Source organism: Kitasatospora sp. NPDC059722 (assembly GCF_042733235.1).
Taxonomy (GTDB): domain Bacteria; phylum Actinomycetota; class Actinomycetes; order Streptomycetales; family Streptomycetaceae; genus Kitasatospora.
In genome coordinates, this window is sequence record NZ_JBHWGD010000018.1 from 22013 (window position 1) to 40568 (window position 18556).

Below are 18556 nucleotides of genomic sequence, written 5' to 3' on the forward strand. Positions count from 1 at the left end.
CGACCGCCGGTCACCTGCCGAAGCCCTCCATGTGACGGTCGAGATCGGCCAGGATCGACCCGTCACCGCCCTCGGACGTCGGCATGCCGTCGACTTCGTCGCCCATCGGATCCGTCCGGAAGGGGCGCACCGACTCGTCGGGCGAGGGTGAACCGAACAGGCCTGCCGGGGAGTTCGGCCGTGCTCGCGGCCGGGTCGTCCACGCCGTCGTCCATGGCATCGGCGTATTGGCGGCCTCCGTCAGCGGCCGCGGTGGTCGTTGGGGGTCAGGCGGGGGCCGTAGCGGGGGGCGCGGGCTCCGGTGGCCGTCAGGAGGCGGCAGACGCGGTGACGGTGGGGGCGGTAGGGCTCCAGGAGGGCGAGCATCCGGGCGTCGTCGCTGCGCGGGCGGCCGGCCAGGGCCCAGCCGACCAGGTTCGGCAGGTGGAAGTCGCCGACCGAGACCGCGTCCGCGTCGCCGTTGCTGCGCTGGAGGGTCTCGGCGGCCGTCCAGATCCCGACGCCCGGCACGGCGGTCAGGCGGGCGAAGGCCTCGGCGTGGTCCATCGCGGACGCCTCCTCCAGGCGGGGCGCCAGCCGGACCGCCCGCACGACCGTCGCCGAGCGCTTCGGGTCCACGCCCGCGCGGTGCCACTCCCAGCTCGGGAGGAGCGCCCACTCGCGGGCCGACAGTGCCACCCGCATGCCCTCCGCCGGGCCCGGCGCCGGGGTGCCGAAGTCCCGGAGCAGCGTCCGCCAGGCGCGGTAGGCCTCGTCGGTCGTCACCTTCTGTTCCAGGATCGCCGGGACGAGGGACTCCAGCACCAGGCCCGTCCTGGTCAGCCGCACGCCCGCCGTCCGGCGCTGGGCGTCCCGCAGCGGACCGGGCGGCAGCACCAGGCCCTCCGGGTCGTCCTCGGCCCCGAGCAACGCGGGCAGCCGGTCCAGCAGCCACCCGGCACCCGGGCCCCACGCCCGCGCCTCCACCTCGCCGGCCCCCGGGCGGGACAGCACGCGCAGCGTCCCGACACCGGCCGGGGTCCGGGACGCCCGCCAGACCGCTCCGTCACCGGTCGTCCGGTACGAGGGGTCGGCCGGGCCGCGGCGCAACGGGAGCAGCGTGCGGGCCGCGTCCAGCGGGAAGCCCGGCCGCCAGAGCCGCACCGACTCGCCGCCCGTCACTGCGTCGCCTCCTCCGCCGCCGTCCCCGACCATGGGGATATGAACGATACGCGGCTGCCGGACCTCTCCCCCTCGGACGAGAACGCGGTGCGAGCGCTCTACGACCGGGCCCTCGACGGGTGGAACCGGCAGGACGGCTCGGCCTTCGCCGGACCCTTCGCCGCCGACGGCGAGGTGATCGGCCACGACGGCACGCGCCACCGCGGGCGGTCGGCGATCGCGGCCGAACTCGGGCGGATCTTCGCGGACCACGTCACTCCCCGGTACGTGGCCGCCGTACGGCGCGTCCGGGGGCTCGGGCCCGGCGTGGCGCAACTGGACGCCGTCGCGGGGCTCGTACCGGCGGGGGCGGCGGACGTGGTGCCGGAGCTCAACTCGGTGCAGACGGTGATCGCCGTGAACGCGGGGGCGGGGTGGCGGATCGCGCTCCTGCAGACCACACCCGCCCGGTACGACCTCCGGCCGGACCTGGCGGCGGCTCTGACGGAGGAGCTGCGGGGGCTGGTGGGAGGCGACGCGGGGGCGAGGACGCTGAAGACGTGACGGGGAGCGCGAGGCGCTCAAACCGGATGGTCGCCGCGAACACGGGTGTCCGCCACGCCGCCCGGCGCCGGGTCCGGCGCCCCTCCCGGGGTCACACCCGGAGGCCGTAGGCTGGGGCGCACCATGACTGCGCCTTTCGCTGCCGATGCCCGCACCCCCGTCGAGCTGCTGCACGCATACCTGCGAGGTGGCACCCCTTCGGTCGATCCCGCGGCCCCGCTGGTCACCTTCTACGACGACGCCACCGGCGAACGGGTGGAGCTGTCCGCCCGGACGTTCGACAACTGGGTGGCCAAGACGGCCAACCTGCTCCAGGACGAGCTCAACGCCGGTCCCGGCGACCGCGCCGCCCTCCTCCTGCCCGCCCACTGGCAGAGCGCCGTCTGGCTGCTGGCCTGCTGGTCGGTCGGGGTGACGGCGGTGCCGGGCGGCGAGCCGGCCGCCGCCGATCTGGTGGTCAGCGGCCCGGATGGCCTGGAGTCCGCCCACGCCTGCGAGGGCGAGCGGGTCGCGCTGGCCCTGCGCCCGCTGGGCGGCCGGTTCCCGCAGCGCCCGGACGGCTTCCTCGACTACGCCGCCGAGGTGCCCGGCCAGGGCGACCGCTTCGCGCCGTACTCGCCGGTGACCCCGGACGCGCCCGCCCTGGAGACCGGTGTGGACGGCCTGCCGCTGAAGCTGACCGGTGAGCAGACCGTCGCCCTGGCCCGCGAGGGCGCCGTCCGGCTCGGGCTGAACCCGGGCGACCGCGTGATGTCCACGCTGTCGTACGACGACTGGACGGGTCTGGAGGCCGGCCTGCTGGCGCCGCTGGCGGCCGGCGCCTCGGTGGTGCTGTGCCGCAACTCCCAGGGCCTGACGGCCGAGCAGTGGGAGAAGCGGGCCGACTCCGAACGGGTGACACTGCGCCTCGGGTAACCCCCGCCGCCGGCCCGGCGGGTAGGGATCCCTGCCATGGCCGAGGACGACGACACCGCGCACACCCCGACCGACACTCCCCCGGACGCGCCCGGACGCCCCCGTCGGCGCCGGCGGTGGCTGATGATCACCGCCGGCGTCGTCGCGTTCCTGCTCGTGGCCACCGGCGTGCTGCTCTGGATCGCCTACCGCAAGCTCGACGGGAACATCCGCACGGACACGGCCACCGACAAGCTGCTCGCCAGGCTGGAGGCGGAGCGGCCGAGCCGGACCGCCGGGGCCAAGGGCGCCGAGAACATCCTGCTCATCGGCAGCGACGACCGCTCCGGCGCGAACGGCGCCTACGGCGGCGAGGCCGGCACCCAGCGCTCGGACACCACGATCCTGCTGCACCTGGCCGCGGACCGGAAGCACGCGACGGCCGTCTCCGTACCGCGCGACGTCATGGTCACCGTGCCCGCGTGCGAGAAGCCGGACGGCACCCGGAGCAAGCCCGCGCTCATGCAGTTCAACTGGGCGTTCGAACTCGGCGGTCCGGCCTGTTCGATCCGCACCGTCGAGCAGCTCAGCGGCATCCGGATCGACCACTACGTGATCCTCGACTTCAGCGGCTTCAAGTCGATGGTGGACGCGGTCGGCGGCGTCGAGGTGTGCGTCCCGCAGGCGATCCACGACAAGGACGCCAAGCTCGACCTGCCGGCCGGGCGCCAGACCCTCCAGGGCGAGCAGGCGCTCGGCTACGTCCGCGCCCGGGAGAGCCTCGGCGACGGCAGCGACACCCAGCGGATGGGCCGTCAGCAGCAGTTCCTGGCCTCGCTGATCCGCAAGGTGCAGTCGCAGGGCGTCCTGCTGAACCCGGCGAGGCTGTGGCCGGTGCTGGACGCGGCCACCTCCTCCGTCAAGGCGGACGGCGGGCTGTCCTCGCTCGGCGAGCTCTACGACCTCACCCAGGACCTGCGCGGCATCCCCTCGGCGGACGTGGTGTTCCTGACCGCGCCGCGCCGCCCGTACCGCTACGACTCGGACCGGGACGAGTTCGTGGAGCCGCAGACCGGCCAGCTGTTCGCCGCGCTGCGCGACGACCGGCGGATCACCGTCCGGCCGCCCGGCTCGGAGCCCACGCCCACGGCCGGCGCCTCCCCCGCGTCGGACGGGGCCGCCGCGGCCGGGCCCTCGGCCTCGCCGACGGCCGGCGCCTCGCCCGTCTTCGAGGGGCGCACGGCCGACGTGGACGCCTGCGCGCAGCACTGACCACCCTCCGAACTTTACGCTCCGATTACCTGCGTGTGACGGACATCATACCCGGAACAATTCCCCCGTTCGGCTCGTCTACTGTGTCCGGATCGGCCCATCGCCCCGGTGTGCCGCACCACCGTGACCGGCCGGACGTAGGGAATCCCGTGCAGAAGGACAAACCGAAAACCGGTGAGTACAGCGGGCAGGGCCACCGGACGGCGCAGCGGCGGGCGGCCGCCGCCAGGCGCACGCGGCGCCGGCGCCGGACGCTCAAGTGGACGGCCGGGACGGGCGCACTGGTCATGGCCGCCGGCTGCGGCGGGGCGTACTACCTGTACGAGCACTTCAACAACAACCTGACCTCGGTCAAGGTCCAGCTGGGCGACGAGGCCGAGCGGCCCAGGGCGGCCGGGGACGCGCTGAACATCCTGGTGCTCGGCACCGACAGCCGCGAGGGCCTCGGGAGCGACTACGGCGACGCGGGCAGCTCCGGGCACGCCGACACCACGCTGCTCTTCCACGTCGCCAAGGACCGCTCCAACGCGACGGTGATCAGCATCCCGCGCGACCTGATGGTGCCGATCCCGGAATGCCGGGCGCCGGACGGCAAGTCGATACCCGGCTCCGCGCGGGACATGTTCAACAACAGCCTGGGGCAGGCGGGCCGGGACCCGGGCTGTTCCTGGAAGACCGTCGAGAAGGTCACCGGGATCCGGGTCGACCACTTCGTCCAGGTGAACTTCGAGGCGGTGAAGACGCTGTCCACCGCAGTCGGCGGGGTCGAGGTGTGCGCCGCGAAGGACATCAACGACCCGAAGTCGCACCTGAGGATGACCAAGGGCCGGCACGTCGTCCAGGGCGACGACGCGCTCGCGTTCGTGCGCACCCGGCACGTGGTCGGGACGGGCGGCGACCTCAGCCGGATCCCGCTCCAGCAGCAGTTCATCAGCTCGATGATCCGCAAGGTCAAGGGCGACGACACCCTGACCAGCCCGGCCAAGCTCTACAAGCTCGCGGACGCCGCCACCAAGGCGCTCACCGTCGACTCCGGCATCGGCAGCGTCGACAAGCTCAAGGACCTGGCGCTGGACATCAGCGCGGTGGACACCAAGAACATCACCTTCGCCACCGTGCCGGTGCTCGACGACCCGAAGGACGAGAACCGGGTGATCCTCAAACAGCCGGACGCCGGCCGGCTGTTCTCGATGATCGCGGCCGACCGCTCGTTGACCGAGACCTCGCAGGGCGCCACCGCCGCCCCCGCCGCACCGGAGACCACGGCCGCGCCGGGCACGCCCGCGGCGCCGGCGGTGGACCCGAAGGACGTCCAGGTGACCGTCCGCAACGGCAGCGGGGCACAGGGACAGTCGGGCGCGACCGTGGACAGACTCAGGGCCAAGGGCTTCACCAAGGCCGCGACGGGCCCCAACGCGCCTGTGGCGGCCACCAGTTCGATCGCGTACCCGGCCGGGCAGGAGGAGGCGGCGACCACACTGGCCGCCGCCCTCGGACTGCCCGGCGACGCCGCTCGGCCGGATCCGAAGGCCGCCGCGAAGGGGCCGCTGGTGCTGGTGCTCGGCAAGGACGCCCTCGCGGCGCCCGCCGCACCGTCCGCGGCGCCGGCGGAGGCCCCGGCCGACCTCCAGCGGGTGCAGGCCGACGACACCGACGTGTGCGCGAAGTAGCTTTCCTACGAGGGCTGCTGGAGGCGGGTGAGGATGCCGTCCGCCGCGACGAAGCGGTCGCCGGTGCGGGGGCAGTGCCAGTGCCCCCCGCCGACGGAACGGAGGGGTTCGCCGGTGCGGCCGACCCACTTGATCCGACGGGCGGGGACGCCGGCGACCAACGCGTGGTCCGGGACGTCGCGGTGGACCACGGCGCCCGCCGCGACCAGCGCCCAGCGGCCGACCGTCACCCCGGCGACCAGGACGGCCCGGGCACCGATCGAGCAGCCCTGACGGAGCGTCACCCCCTCGGCGCGCCAGTCGGATCGACGCTTCAGCCGGCCTTCCGGCTCGATCGCGCGCGGGTAGCGGTCGTTGGTGAGGACGACGGCCGGGCCGATGAACACCCCGTCCTCGATCACGGCCGGCTCGTACACCAGCGCGTGGTTCTGCACCTTGACCCGGTCGCCGATGCGGACGCCGGGGCCGATGTAGGCGCCCCGGCCGATGATGCACTCGGCGCCGAGCACCGCGTGCTCGCGCACCTGGGCGAGGTCCCAGACCGTCGTCCCGGGGCCGATGGCGGCCCGCTCGTCCACGTCCGCGCTCGGCGCGATGCGCGGGCCGGCCGCGGACCCGCCCTCAACCGTCCCCATGGGGGACGACCCTAGTGCCGTGGCCGGGGTCGCGCGAGCGGATCAGCGCGCGTCGGCGAGGACGTTGTCCGGGGTGGGCGCGGTGCTGCCGATGACCTTGCGGGCCAGCGAGCGCGGCGACGTGAGGAAGCCGAAGCCCCAGCTGAGGTGCATGGTCGCGAGGGCCACCGGGAGCAGCGCCTTCGCCTTGGCGGACAGGCCGCGGCCCTCGACCACCGAGCCGCCGAGGATCCCGAGCAGGTACGCGCCGGGCGCCGCGAGGAAGACCGGGTGGACGGCGGCACCGAGCACCAGGCCGAGCGTGACGCCGAGGAACGCAGCCGGCGGGGCCAGGTAGCGCAGGTTGACCGAGCCGCGGTGGTAGCGGGTGACCACGCGCCGCCAGCGGCCGTAGTCCTTGTACTGCTTGGCGAGGGCGCGGACCGACGGCCGGGGGCGGTAGGTGACCTTGAGCTGCGGGGTGAACCAGATCAGCCCGCCGTCCTGGCGGATGCGGTAGTTCAGCTCCCAGTCCTGGGCGCGGATGAACTCCTCGTTGTAGCCGCCCAGCTTCTCCAGCACCTCGCGCCGGAACACGCCGAGGTAGACGGTGTCCGCGGGGCCGGCCAGGCCGCCGGTGTGGAAGGCGGCGTTGCCGACGCCGATCTTGGAGGTCATCGCGGCGGCGACCGCGTTCTCCCACTCCGTCTCGCCCTCGGCGTGCATGATGCCGCCGACGTTGGCCGCCTCCATCTCGTCCAGCAGGCGGACGGCGGTGGCGACGTAGCCGGGGGTCAGCAGGCCGTGGCCGTCCACGCGCACCACTATCGGGTGGCGCGAGCCGCGGATCGCCGCGTTGAGACCGGCCGGCGTGCGGCCGGTGGGGTTCTCCACGGTCCGGACCCGGGGGTCCTCGGCGGTGAGCTCGGCGGCGATCTCGGCGGTGCGGTCGGTGGACGGACCGAGGGCGATCACCACCTCCATCGGGCCGGCGTACTCCTGCTCCAGGATGTGCCGGACGGCCGTGCGCAGGTGACGTTCCTCGTTGAGCACCGGCATGATCACGGAGACCGCCGGCAGCTCCTCAGCAGCCTTGGTGTTCATCGCCGCCAACCGTACCGGTCAGCGGAGGTAGTGGACGACCGTGAAGGCGGCGAAGCCGAGCAGCGCGATCCGGTTGAGGACGTGCTGCGGACTGCCGAGCCGGTCCGGCAGCCGGACGGACGGCCGCAGGTCGGGCCGGTGGGCGGCGGTGGCGACGGTCCTGGCCAGTTCCCGCGGGTCGCAGCGGTCGCCGAAGTGGCCGGCCAGCCAGGCCGCCGGGCGGCTCGCCACGGTGACGTCCTGGCCTGAGCGCAGCTGGACGGTGAGGGCGTTGCGGTGCACGGCGGCGGCGTTGATCTCCTGCCACCGGAAGACGCGGCTGCGCAGCGTGGTGGCGACCCGCAGGCCGTCCCGGTCGACGACCATCTGCCAGGACAGCGGGCGGGCGCAGAAGAGGATCCCGACGCAGCCCGTCCAGAGCGGGCGGACCAGGCCGTTCCACCAGCCGTCGGCGTCGAGGAGGACGACGAGCGCGGCGAGCAGGACGGCGGCGGCCGGGCCGGCCGCGGCGCGCAGGACGAACGGCATCTCCCAGCGGCGGGCGGTCATCGGCTCGGTGCCGGGGCCGGGTTCGGGGGCGGCGGCGACCGTCTCGGCGGTCAGCGCGGAGACCGTCAGGTCCGGGTTCCGGTAGCGCCGGCGGTCCCGGCCGAGCCGGGGGTCCCTCGGGGCGGGGGCGACGACAGCGGCGAGCCAGTGCGGCTCGTGCTCCAGCAGGCCGGGGCGGACGAGGAGTTGGCGTTCCGGGCCGTCGGGGCCCTGGTAGAGCACGGCGTCGACGCTCAGCTCGGCGCGCGCGAGGCGGGCGGCGGCTTCGGTGGGCGGGAGGGGGATCCCGGGGTCGTGGTCGTGGTGGTCGTGGTGGTCTTCCTCGTCCCCGTCTTCTTCTTCGTCGTGGATGTCGAGCGCGTAGTCGGGGTAGAGGAAGTCGCCCTCCATGTCCGGGGTCTGCTCGCGCTGCGGCACCCACCCGGGGCCGGTGCCGTCCCCGGCGCCGTACCGGGCCCACCGGTAGCCCTCGTCCTCGACCAGCCGCCACAGCGCGGGCCCGCCCGGCGGGCCGTCCAGCGGCTCCACGAGCAGGTCGCCCCCGCTGTCGGCCCGGACCCGGACGGCGAGCGCGGGGGCGGAGCCCGCGAAGGCGGGCCGCCGGCGCCGGGCCTCGGCCCCGGCGGCGGAGGCGAGCACCAGCAGGCCGGTCAGCGCGACGAGGCCGGCGCCGAAGACGTCCTCCACCGGGCTGTACTCGACGCCGGCGGCGCGGGCCCAGTCGCCGTCCACGAGCAGCGGCACGGCGTCGCCGGGCTGCGGCGGCCGGGCGAAGGTGAGGTCGAGCCCGACGGTGCGTTCGGGGCCGCCGCCGGGCGGGCGGTAGCGGACGGTCAGCACGCCGTCCTCGTCGGTGGCGCCGGCCGTGCCGGTGACCGCCGTCGCCCGGCCGCGGTGGTCGGCCTCCCCGGCCTCCGCCCAGAGCCCGTACAGCGGGATCACCAGCGCGACGGCCAGCAGCACGGCGCCGAGCGCGCGGCGCACCACGGGCGGGCGGCCGGGGGTGACGGGCGACGGAGCGCCCGCGGCGGTCCACGGGTACGGGACGGGCGGGGCCATCAGCTCGTCGAGGTCCTGGCGGGCGCGGCGGCGGCCGAGTTCGGCGCCGACCAGCACGACGGACAGCAGGACGTGCACCAGGACCGCCGTCCAGCGGCCGGCGGTGGTGACCAGTCCGTCCGGGACGTACCAGAGCACCGCGAGGACGGCCGGCGGCACCAGCGCCCGGGCGCGGACCCGGGCGAGCAGCAGGATCGTCTCGGCGATCACCGACCAGGCGGCGATCTCGTCGCCCCAGGTGTCGGCGCAGATGCCGGCGGCGTTGCAGTGCGTGCCGGTCGGCTCGACGGCGGTGGCGAAGGCCACGAAGGCGATCGGGACCAGGGCGAGCCAGCGGCTGTCGAGCCGCCGGAAGCGGTGGGCGGCGCGCCAGCGGTCGGCGGCGGCCGTGGTGAGGGGCGCGGCGCTGGGCAGGGGCGGGGCGTCCGGGGCGACCATCGGACGATCATCCCAGCCCGGTGGGTGCGGGGACGCCGCAGGGGCCGGGTGCTCGTTCGCACCCGGCCCCTGCGCCCCCGTTCCCCCGTTCCCCCGTGCTCCCCCGATTTTCCCGGCGTCCCCCGCCGCCGGGTCAGTCCGTCGCGATGGCCGCGAGGACGTTCATGCGCCCGGCCCGGAAGGCCGGGAAGAGGGCCGCGAACAGGCCGATCACCACGGAGGAGACCAGCGTCACGGCGATCGTGGTGGTCGGGACGGAGAGCGTGTCCAGACCCTGGTCGCGCAGCACCTGCTGGGCGGTGACGCCCCAGGCGAGGCCGAGCACCGTGCCGAGGACCGCGCCGAAGACCGCGATCACCACGGACTCCAGCCGGATCATCCGGCGCAGCTGGCGGCGGGAGAGCCCGATCGCCCGCAGCAGGCCGATCTCGCGGGTCCGCTCGACCACCGACAGCGCCAGGGTGTTGACGACGCCGAGCACGGCGACCGTGATCGAGAGGCCGACCAGCCCGTAGATCAGGTAGAGCAGGGTGTTGACCTGGGACTGGACGAGCTCCTTGTAGCCGGCCTGGTCCTTGACGGTCAGCTGCGGGTACTCCTTGAGCGCGTCCTGCAGGGCGGTCAGCGTCTTGGCGACGTCGGCGCCGGAGGCCGCCTTGGCGTAGAAGACCCGGTCGACGGGCTGGTCGGCGGCCGGGACCACCTTGGCCATGGTCGCGGTGTCGACGAAGGAGGCGTCGCCGTAGAGCGACTTCTTGCCGAACACCACGCCGACGGTCAGCTGCTGGGTGTACCCCTTGCCGTAGGTCACGGTGACGGTGTCGCCGACCTTGAGGCCGTTGTCCTTCGCGAAGTTCTCGCCGATGCCCAGCGAGCCGCGGGCGATCGAGTCGGCCGTGCCGGACGCGACCGGGAGGTGGAAATCCGTGCCGAAGAAGCTCGGCGGCACGGCGGCGATCCCGGCCTTCTTGCTCTTGCCGTCGGCGAGCTGGACCTTCGCGTCGAAGTCCTTCTCGGTGGTGACGTGGTCGATGCCCGGGGTCCTGCGGACCGCGTCCGTCATCTCGGCGGTGATCGGCGCGCCGCCGCCGCGGACGATGTAGTCCACGCCCACCGAGCGGTCGATCTGCGCGCTGGCCGAGGTGACCGCAGAGGCGCTGAACACCGAGGAGCCGATCACCAGCGCCAGGCCGATCATCAGCGCGGCGGCGGTGGCGCCGGTGCGGCGCGGGTTGCGCGTCGCGTTGCGCTGGGCGAGCTTGCCGGACGGGCCGAACAGGGCCGGCAGGAGGGCGCCCAGCACCCTGATGACGGCGGTGGCCAGCAGCGGGCCGAGCACCACGAAGCCGATCAGGGTCAGCAGCACGCCGAGGCCCAGGTACTGCCCGCCGGTCGCCGCCTTCTCCGCCTTCGCGGCGAGCACCAGCAGACCGCCGCCGCCCAGGGTGAGGACGAGGCCGAGGACCGTACGGACCGCGTTGGCCCGCGCCTCGGCCGGGGTGCCGTGGTCGCGCAGGGCGGCCATCGGCGCGATCCGGCCGGCCCGGCGGGCCGGGATCCAGGCCGCGACGACGGTGATCAGGATGCCGACCGCGTACCCGGCGACGAAGACGTCCGGGCCGATCTGCAGGTCGCTCGCCTTGAGGTCCATGCCGATCGCGTTCATCAGCTGGATCAGGCCGACCGCGATGCCGAGGCCGGCCCCGATGCCGAGGGTCGAGCCGAGCACGCCCAGGATCAGCGCCTCGGCCAGCACCGAGCCGTTGACCTGGCCGCGGCTGCCGCCGATGGCGCGCAGCAGGCCGATCTCCCGGGTGCGCTGGGCGACCAGCATCGAGAAGGTGTTGATGATCAGGAAGCCGCCGACGAGCAGCGAGACGCCGGCGAAGCCGAGCATCGCGTACTTCATGAAGTCGAGGCCGCTGCCGATGCTCTTGTTGTTCTCGTCCTTCTGCTCGGCCGCGGTCTTGACCTGGTAGCCGCCGCCCAGCGTGGCGAGGGTGTCGGTCTTGAGCTGCGCGTCGCTGCGGCTGCCGTCGCCGAAGGCCTCGACGGAGGTGTAGGCCGCCTCGCCGAGCAGCACCTGCTGCGCGGTCGGGGTGTCCAGGAAGGCGAGCGCCGCACCCGGGTTGGTGGTGGTGAAGGTCGCGATGCCCGCGATGGTGAACTCGTGCTTGCCGCTCGCGTTGTCGACCCGCACCTTGCCGCCGAGGCCGAGCTTGGCCTTCTTCGCGGTGTCGGCGTCGAGCACCAGCTCGCCCGCGTTCTGCGGCACGTGGCCGGAGGTGATGCGCACCGGGTTGCGCGGCGTGTCCGCCCAGTTGCCGACCAGGGTCGGGGCGCCGCTGGTCGGGCCGATCAGCTTGTTGGTGGCCGGGTCGACCAGGATCGCGTCGCCGACCATGACCTGGCCGACGGCCGTCTTCACGCCGGGCACCGCGGCGACCTGCTGGGCGAGCGCGACCGGGAGCACCGGCGGCTTGTCGCCGGGCTGCTGCTGGTCGTCCTCGGCCGGCTTCGGCGGCTGGACGGAGACGTCCGAGGCGGTCGCGGCGAAGAGCTTGTCGAAGGTGCTGGTCGCGGTGTTGGAGAAGACCAGGGTTCCGGAGACGAAGGCGACCGACAGCACGACGGCTATCAGGGAGAGCGCCATCCGGCCCTTGTGGGCGAAGAAGCTCCGCAGTGACGTCTTGAGGATCATGATGCGTCGTCCCGCCCGCTCAGCTCGTGCGCTTGCCGTCGAAGCGGCGCATGCGCTCCAGGACGGAGTCGGCGGTCGGGGAGTGCATCTCGTCGACGATCACGCCGTCGGCGAGGAAGAGCACGCGGTCCGCGTACCCGGCGGCGACCGGGTCGTGGGTCACCATGACGATGGTCTGGCCGAGTTCGTCCACCGAGCGGCGCAGGAAGGTCAGCACCTCGGCGCCGGCCCGGGAGTCGAGGTTGCCGGTGGGCTCGTCGCCGAAGATGATCTCGGGGCGGGCGGCCAGGGCTCTCGCCACCGCGACGCGCTGCTGCTGGCCGCCGGAGAGCTGGGTCGGGCGGTGCTTGAGCCGGCCGGCCAGGCCGACGGTCTCCACCACCTGGGCCAGCCAGGCCTCGTCGACCCTGCGGCCGGCGATGTCCATCGGGAGCGTGATGTTCTCCAGCGCGTTCAGCGTGGGCAGCAGGTTGAACGCCTGGAAGATGAAGCCGATCTTGTCCCGGCGAAGCCTGGTCAGCTGCTTGTCCTTGAGGCCGGTGATCTCGGTGCCGCCAATCCGGATCCGCCCGCCGCTGACCGTGTCGAGGCCGGCCAGGCAGTGCATGAGGGTCGACTTGCCGGAACCGGAGGGGCCCATGATCGCGGTGAAGCGACCGCGCTGGATGTCGACGTCGACCGCGTCCAGCGCGGTGACCTTGGTCTCGCCCGCGCCGTACGCCTTGGTGACCTGGCGGGCCGAGGCGGCGACGGCGGACTCGCCGCCGGGAAGCTGGTGGTCGAACACGGCTGCTGCTGCCGTCGTCACTGGAGTCTCCTAAGGAATGGCCCACCCGTTGGCCCCCAGCCTGGTCGTCCCCACCTGTCCGGCGACATGGTGGAAGCGGTAGTCCTCGACCGGGGGTTGTCCCCACCCTGCCCGGCGCACCGGGCCGCCGACCCGAGGAAATCGGGCCGGCTCCGGACGGGCGGGGATGTATGAACCACGTTAGGAGCGGCGGACGGAGCGCTCGTCCTCCGCCGGGATGAAGCGGGCCAACGGGAGTTGTACGGGGTGCGGCGGCCCTCCCCCTAGGGGTCGCCGCGGCCCTTCTCGGGGACGCCCCGTACGGGCCCCCGGCCGCGGCTCGTCAGCCGGCCAGGGCGGGGGCGGCGAGCCGCTCCAGCGCCACCGCGAAGCCGTCGACGACGGGGGCGAGCAGCGCCTCGGTCTCGCGCTCGACGACGGTCGTCCCGTCCTCCCCGGCGGTGACGTGGCGGTCGAGCACGAACCAGCCCTGGGTGACGTGGCCGGCGCCCATCGAGCTGAGGACCGGACGCAGCGCGTAGTCCACGGCGAGGACGTGCGCGGGCGAGCCGCCGGTGGCGAGCGGCAGGACGGCCTTGCCGGCGAGCGCGTACTGCGGCAGGACGTCGAGCAGGGCCTTCAACAGGCCGGAGTACGCGGCCTTGTAGACGGGGGTGCCGATCACGACGCCGTCGGCCCGGGCGAACAGCTCGACGGCGGCGGCGATCTCGGGATGGTCGAAGTCGCCCGAGAGCAGGGCGTGCGCGGGCAGGTGGCGGGCCTCGAACGGGATCACGTGGTGGCCGCGGGCCGCGAGCCACCCGTCCACGTGGCGCAGGAGGCGGGTGGTGCGGGAGGTCGCGGACGGGGAGCCGGAGACGGACAGGACGGTGGCCATGGGTTCACCTCTGCGGGAAGCGGGGACGACGCGGTGCGGCGGCGCTGCCGCTGCGGCGGAGCGGCGGTGCTTCCGCCGCCCGGGGAAAGGGAGTTGGGGAATTCGACGGGGCGCGCGTCAGCCACGACAGAGCGAACGGGACACACGCTTGAGGTCGACGTGCCGCCGACGCGTGAGGGTCCTTCGCTGATCCATGCCAAAAATGCAAACACGGCGTGTTCGGGGCGGTCAAGAATCGTTTCGGCAGGTGAACGCCGGAGTGGGACGGATCACTCCGGCGAGCCGGCGCCCGCACGGGCGTGCGCACGCGCGGAAGTTGCGGCGGAACGATCCGGCACGTGCATCAAAACTGCTACAAGAGGCCTGGTGGAGCCCCCGGGGGGAGTCAGGCCGGACGCCTTCGGGCATCCTCGTCCACATGAACACGTGGCAGGAGGGCCGCCCGAGCGGCGGCGGGAACCCGTACAACGGCGGGACCCCGTACGGCGGCGGCGACGGGGGCGGCGCGTACGGGCGCAGCGGGGGCGGCACGTCGGCCGAGCCGCCGCTGCCGGCCGGGCTGAACCCGCGCGGGCCGGGTGCCCCGGCGCCGCGCCGGCCCGAACCCTCCCGCACCGGCGGCGTCCCGCCGCAGGGCCCCGGCCGGCCCGACGGTCCCGGCCGCCCCGGTGGTCCGGGCGGTCCGGGTGGCCCTGGTGGTCCGGGCGCCCCCGGCGGCACCCGCCCGTCCGCGCCGGGCCCCGCCGGGCGCAGGGGCTGGTCGAAGGGCCGGATCGCCAAGTGGACGGTCTTCGGCCTGCTCGTCGCGATCATGGTGACGGCCGTCTCCACCTACTTCTGGGCCGACTCCAAGATCAACCACGACAACGTGCTCGCCGACTACCCCGGCCGCCCGGCGGCCGGCAAGGGCACCAACTGGCTGATCGTCGGCTCGGACAGCCGCGAGGGCCTCACCGACGCCCAGGAGGAGAACCTCCACACCGGCCACGACGTCGAGGGCAAGCGCAGCGACTCGATGATGATCCTGCACGTCGGGGACAACGGGAACACCCTGCTGAGCGTGCCGCGCGACTCCTGGGTGCCGATCCCGGAGTACAAGACCAGCAGCGGCAAGACCCTCAAGGGCACCAACTCGAAGATCAACTCGGCCTTCGCCAACGGCAACGGCCGGCTGCTCGTCCAGACCATCGAGCTGAACACCGGCATCCGCATCGACCACTACGCCGAGATCGGCTTCTCCGGCTTCGTCGGCATCGTCGACGCGGTCGGCGGCGTGCAGATGCACATCGACCAGGACATCAAGGACCGGGACTCCGGCCTCGACCTCAAGGCCGGCGACCAGACCCTCAACGGCACCCAGGCCCTCGCCTTCGTCCGCCAGCGCCACCAGATGGCCGACCAGGACCTCGGCCGGATGCGCAACCAGCAGAAGTTCCTCGCCGCCCTGGCCCACCAGGCGGCCTCCCCGGGCACGCTGCTCGACCCGTTCACCTTCTACCCGCTGGTCGACGCCGGCCTCGGCACGCTGATCGTCGACAACGACACCGGCCTCACCGACCTCGGCTCGCTCTTCCTCGCGATGAAGGACGTCAACGGCGGCAGCGGCAAGACGCTGACCATCCCGATCTCCAACCCGGACTTCCGCACCACCACCGGGGAGTCGGCGGTCAAGTGGGACTCCGCCAAGGCCAAGCAGGTGTTCGACGCCTTCAAGAACGACACCCCCGTGCCGGACGTCAAGTAGCGGACCCACCCGCCGCTCCACCGCCGCCACCGCCTCCTGGGCCGCCTGGTCCAGGAGGCGCTCGCGTTCTCCGGGACGGACGTGCCGGCCGCCGCCGGCCGGGCCCCTACCGGCCGATCGGCTGCAGGCCGGTCACGTACTCCGGGAAGCGCACCAGCCACTCCCCCTCGCCGTCGCCGGCGCCCCCGGCCTCGGTCGGGCCCGAGTAGCCGTAGTGGATCTCCCGCGCGCGGCCGCCGTCCACCCAGCGGGCGTCCGCCAGGTGCACGGCGAGGGCGGCCGGGTGCTGCGGATCGGGGCGTTCGAGGACGAGCTCGTGCTCGGTCTCGCCGGGGCGGAAGGCGACCACCGTCTCGCTGGTGCGGCGGCGCGGGCGCCCGCCCGCCCGGTACGTCCAGTACGCGGCGACGGTGACCGTCAGCGTGCCGTCCGGGCTCCCCGGCTCCGGGCGGACGTACTCCTCGTCGGGCACCCACCGCGCGTGGTGGCGGATGTCGTCCGGGCCGCGCCGCTCGTCCCAGCGCACCCAGTAGCTCGCCACGCGCTTGACCGTCATCACCTCGCGCGAGACGCGGACCGGGACGCGCGCCGGATTGGCCGGCTCGCCCGCCGCGAGGGAGACCACGGTGACCTGCTCGTACGTCACCTCGGCGTCGTCGAGGCCCTGCCCCATCGCTTCCATCGGCTGCTCCATCGGTGAACCACCTTGGCGGAGAGTGGAGTTGAGCGCGGCTCGGCCGCGCGAGGAGAGCCTACGGCGACCGCGCGGACACCCGGAGTGATTGTGTGATTCCGGCCCGGACGGCCGGGGCCCGGCGCTACCCTGCCCCCCGTGGACGAACGAAGCGGCACCGGAGCGCTCCTGGGGCGCGGGCGGACGGCCGACGTCTTCGCCCTGGACGGACACCGGGTGCTGCGCCGGTACCGGGACGGCAGCGACGCGTCCGGCGAACTCGCCGTGATGCGGCACCTCGCGGAGCACGGCTACCCGGTGCCCGGGGCGAGCCCCGGGGCCGCGCCCGGCGAACTCGTCCTGGAGCGCCTCACCGGCCCGACGATGCGCGACGCCCTCGTGGCGGGCGAGCTCGCGCCCGGAGCGGCCGGCGAACTGCTGGCCGGGCTGCTGCGGCGGCTGCACGCCGTCCCGGCCCGCACGGGCACCGACCCGGCGCACCGGATCCTGCACCTCGACCTGCACCCGGAGAACGTGCTGATGACGCCGCGCGGGCCGGTGGTGATCGACTGGGCGACGGCCGCGGAAGGCCCGCCCGCCCTGGACATGGGCACGTCGGCGCTGATCATGGCGGAGGTCGTACTCACGCTGCCCGCCGGCCTCGCGACGGCCGCCCGGGCCGTGCTGGCGGCGCTGGTGCGGCACCTCGGCGGGCCGGGCGACCTCCCCGCCGCCCGGGCCCGCCGGGCCGCCAACCCGACCCTGGACGCGGCGGAGGTGGCCCGGCTCGACGCGGCGGAGGCGCTGGCACTCGGCGTGGCCGGCCCGGAGGCGCGCGGCGGGCGGCCGGAGCGGCCCTGACGCCCTCGGCCCCACCGGCGCCACTGCGCGGGCACCAGCCCGCGCAGCGGTAGACCTTCGGGCGTCAGCGCGGGCCCTGCGGGATGCGGTCCAGCGCGATCCCGAAGCGGGTGCGATAGGCCGCCAGGGCCTCGTCGTCGGTGAGCGTCAGCTCGCTGCGCTCGCCGGCCGGGGTGGTGGTGATCAGGCGGTTGCCGGCGATGGTCGCCCGGCCGCCGTCGGCGGTGAGCATCGAGCAGGTCGTCGAGCGGGTGAACGGGGAGTCCGGCGAGGTGGTCTGCCACCAGCAGGTCGGGCGGAAGTCGGCGAGCTCGTACGGGCGCAGGCCCAGCCGGTACTGCGGCGTGCCGTCCAGGAGGACGTCCAGGTCTCCGTGCGCGCCGGCCGGGACGAGGGTGAACGTGCCGTGGGCGTCGGCCTGTTCGCCGCGTCCGTCGAGCCGCAGCGGGCCGCGACTGAAACGCCCGAAGCCGACGTCGACCAGCCACGGCTCGTCGAGGTCCACCCGCAGCGCGAGGTGGTCGAACGGCGGTCCCGGCCGCTCGCCGTCGAAGACACGGGCGGCCAGCAGGCTCACCCGGTAGCCGAGCGAGCCGAGCAACTCGGCGAAGAGGCCGTTGAGTTCGTAGCAGAAGCCGCCGCGGCGGGCGGTCACGACCTTCGCCACCAGGGCGTCCGGGTCGAGGACGACGGGCTCGCCGAGGTGGATGCTCAGGTTCTCGAACGGGACGGCCCGCAGGTGCGCGAGCTGGAGCCGGGCGAGCGCCTCCGGGGACGGCGCGCCGGGCTCGGGGAGCGCGATGCGGTCGAGGTAGGCGGACCGCTGGGCGGCGGTGAGGCCGCCGTACGGCTGCTCGGTGCGTGGCGCGTGATCCATCCGACCATTCCACCCGGACGCGGGCCGGTCGGCCATCGTCCATTGGTCCTACGCCCTCGGCCCCACCCGCACTGCCGCTGCGCGGGACGTCGGGCCGGCCGACTTCCCGCGCAGCGGGCGGAAGAGCTAGCCCGCGTAGCGGTAGACCTTCGAGTCCCGGGCCTGGAAGCCGGCCCGTTCGTAGAGGCGGTTCGCGGCCTCGCGGGACGGCCGGGACGTCAGATCCAGGGTCCGGGCGCCGGCCTCGCGCGCCAGCCGCACGGCCTCGTCGGTCAGGGCCGCGCCGACGCCCTTGCCGCGCGTCTCCGCGTCGACGACCACGTCCTCGATCCGCGCCCGCAGGCCGGACGGGAGCGGGGACAGCACCAGGGTCAGCGTGCCGACGATCACCCCGTCGAGGCGGGCGACCAGCAGCGTGTTGGAGTCGCAGGCCACCAGGTGGGCCAGCGCCGCGTGGTCCAACGGCTTGGCCGAACCGGACAGCTGCGGGAGCAGACCGGCGAACGCGGCCACCAGCTCGTCGGTCGCCTCCCGGACGACCTCGACATCAAGACTCATGCGCCCACCTCGCTGCGCTCGGCGGGGGCATTCGCCCACACGCACCTCTCGACCATTCGCTCGCTCATGGCGCTGGACCCTAGCCGCGCCGTCCCTCGGGTGCGCCGCTTTCCGGCGCACTGGTCGCGACGCGCGGGTGAACTGGCCGAATTC

The 18556-nt window shown here is 74.2% G+C and carries 17 protein-coding genes; 6 read left to right on the top strand and 11 right to left on the bottom strand.

What is annotated here, in order from left to right; all coding sequences use genetic code 11:
• Positions 1-10: 10 nt before the first annotated feature.
• Both ACFV4F_RS14545 and ACFV4F_RS14550 read right to left on the bottom strand, forming a co-directional pair.
• Complete coding sequence (locus ACFV4F_RS14545; RefSeq protein ID WP_380502472.1) at positions 11-220, bottom strand: hypothetical protein; 210 nt, start codon at positions 218-220, stop codon at positions 11-13.
• A 20-nt stretch (positions 221-240) separates the two neighbouring features.
• A complete protein-coding gene (locus ACFV4F_RS14550; protein ID WP_380502476.1) occupies positions 241-1194 on the bottom strand; it encodes a DNA-3-methyladenine glycosylase family protein in 954 nt (317 codons plus the stop codon).
• 6 nt (positions 1195-1200) lie between these two features.
• Here ACFV4F_RS14550 and ACFV4F_RS14555 point away from each other — a divergent pair, with 6 nt between their 5' ends.
• The 4 genes from ACFV4F_RS14555 to ACFV4F_RS14570 all read left to right on the top strand — a co-directional run bounded on the left by ACFV4F_RS14555 (position 1201) and on the right by ACFV4F_RS14570 (position 5540).
• Entirely contained in the window at positions 1201-1704 is a 504-nt protein-coding gene (locus ACFV4F_RS14555; protein ID WP_380442035.1) for an SgcJ/EcaC family oxidoreductase, read from the top strand.
• A 123-nt stretch (positions 1705-1827) separates the two neighbouring features.
• Positions 1828-2619: a TIGR03089 family protein gene (locus ACFV4F_RS14560; RefSeq protein ID WP_380442037.1), complete on the top strand. Its 792-nt coding sequence runs from the start codon at positions 1828-1830 to the stop codon at positions 2617-2619.
• 36 nt (positions 2620-2655) lie between these two features.
• Complete coding sequence (locus tag ACFV4F_RS14565) at positions 2656-3870, top strand: LCP family protein (RefSeq protein ID WP_380497266.1); 1215 nt, start codon at positions 2656-2658, stop codon at positions 3868-3870.
• Between the two features lie 149 nt (positions 3871-4019).
• On the top strand, positions 4020-5540 hold the full coding sequence (locus tag ACFV4F_RS14570) for an LCP family protein (protein ID WP_380502478.1): 1521 nt from the start codon (positions 4020-4022) through the stop codon (positions 5538-5540).
• A gap of 5 nt (positions 5541-5545) precedes the next feature.
• Here the strand turns inward: ACFV4F_RS14570 and ACFV4F_RS14575 are convergent, their stop codons facing one another.
• The 6 genes from ACFV4F_RS14575 to ssuE all read right to left on the bottom strand — a co-directional run bounded on the left by ACFV4F_RS14575 (position 5546) and on the right by ssuE (position 13690).
• Positions 5546-6175 carry an acyltransferase gene (locus ACFV4F_RS14575; protein ID WP_380502481.1) on the bottom strand — a complete coding sequence of 210 codons (630 nt, stop codon included), beginning with the start codon at positions 6173-6175 and terminating at the stop codon, positions 5546-5548.
• Positions 6176-6217: 42 nt separating this feature from the next.
• A complete protein-coding gene (locus ACFV4F_RS14580; protein ID WP_359973141.1) occupies positions 6218-7258 on the bottom strand; it encodes a glycosyltransferase family 2 protein in 1041 nt (346 codons plus the stop codon).
• A gap of 18 nt (positions 7259-7276) precedes the next feature.
• Positions 7277-9304 carry a hypothetical protein gene (locus ACFV4F_RS14585; RefSeq protein ID WP_380502483.1) on the bottom strand — a complete coding sequence of 676 codons (2028 nt, stop codon included), beginning with the start codon at positions 9302-9304 and terminating at the stop codon, positions 7277-7279.
• Positions 9305-9437: 133 nt separating this feature from the next.
• On the bottom strand, positions 9438-12008 hold the full coding sequence (locus ACFV4F_RS14590) for an ABC transporter permease (protein ID WP_380502597.1): 2571 nt from the start codon (positions 12006-12008) through the stop codon (positions 9438-9440).
• Positions 12009-12024: 16 nt separating this feature from the next.
• On the bottom strand, positions 12025-12813 hold the full coding sequence (locus tag ACFV4F_RS14595; RefSeq protein WP_380442047.1) for an ABC transporter ATP-binding protein: 789 nt from the start codon (positions 12811-12813) through the stop codon (positions 12025-12027).
• A 322-nt stretch (positions 12814-13135) separates the two neighbouring features.
• Positions 13136-13690, bottom strand: coding sequence for an NADPH-dependent FMN reductase (ssuE, locus tag ACFV4F_RS14600; RefSeq protein WP_380497262.1), 555 nt, complete (start codon positions 13688-13690; stop codon positions 13136-13138).
• Between the two features lie 418 nt (positions 13691-14108).
• On the opposite strand from ssuE, the gene ACFV4F_RS14605 reads away from it, so the two are divergent.
• Entirely contained in the window at positions 14109-15434 is a 1326-nt protein-coding gene (locus tag ACFV4F_RS14605; RefSeq protein WP_380442051.1) for an LCP family protein, read from the top strand.
• A gap of 106 nt (positions 15435-15540) precedes the next feature.
• On the opposite strand, the gene ACFV4F_RS14610 is transcribed toward ACFV4F_RS14605, so the two are convergent.
• A complete protein-coding gene (locus ACFV4F_RS14610) occupies positions 15541-16128 on the bottom strand; it encodes a hypothetical protein (protein ID WP_380442053.1) in 588 nt (195 codons plus the stop codon).
• Between the two features lie 138 nt (positions 16129-16266).
• Between ACFV4F_RS14610 and ACFV4F_RS14615 the strand changes: the two genes are divergently transcribed.
• Positions 16267-16968 (top strand): phosphotransferase, encoded by a 702-nt coding sequence (locus ACFV4F_RS14615; protein WP_380502486.1) that lies wholly within the window; start codon positions 16267-16269, stop codon positions 16966-16968.
• A gap of 64 nt (positions 16969-17032) precedes the next feature.
• On the opposite strand, the gene ACFV4F_RS14620 is transcribed toward ACFV4F_RS14615, so the two are convergent.
• Together ACFV4F_RS14620 and ACFV4F_RS14625 are read right to left on the bottom strand one after the other, a co-directional pair.
• Entirely contained in the window at positions 17033-17845 is an 813-nt protein-coding gene (locus ACFV4F_RS14620; protein ID WP_380502489.1) for an arylamine N-acetyltransferase, read from the bottom strand.
• 126 nt (positions 17846-17971) lie between these two features.
• On the bottom strand, positions 17972-18403 hold the full coding sequence (locus tag ACFV4F_RS14625) for a GNAT family N-acetyltransferase (RefSeq protein WP_380502491.1): 432 nt from the start codon (positions 18401-18403) through the stop codon (positions 17972-17974).
• Between the last annotated feature and the right edge of the window lie 153 nt (positions 18404-18556).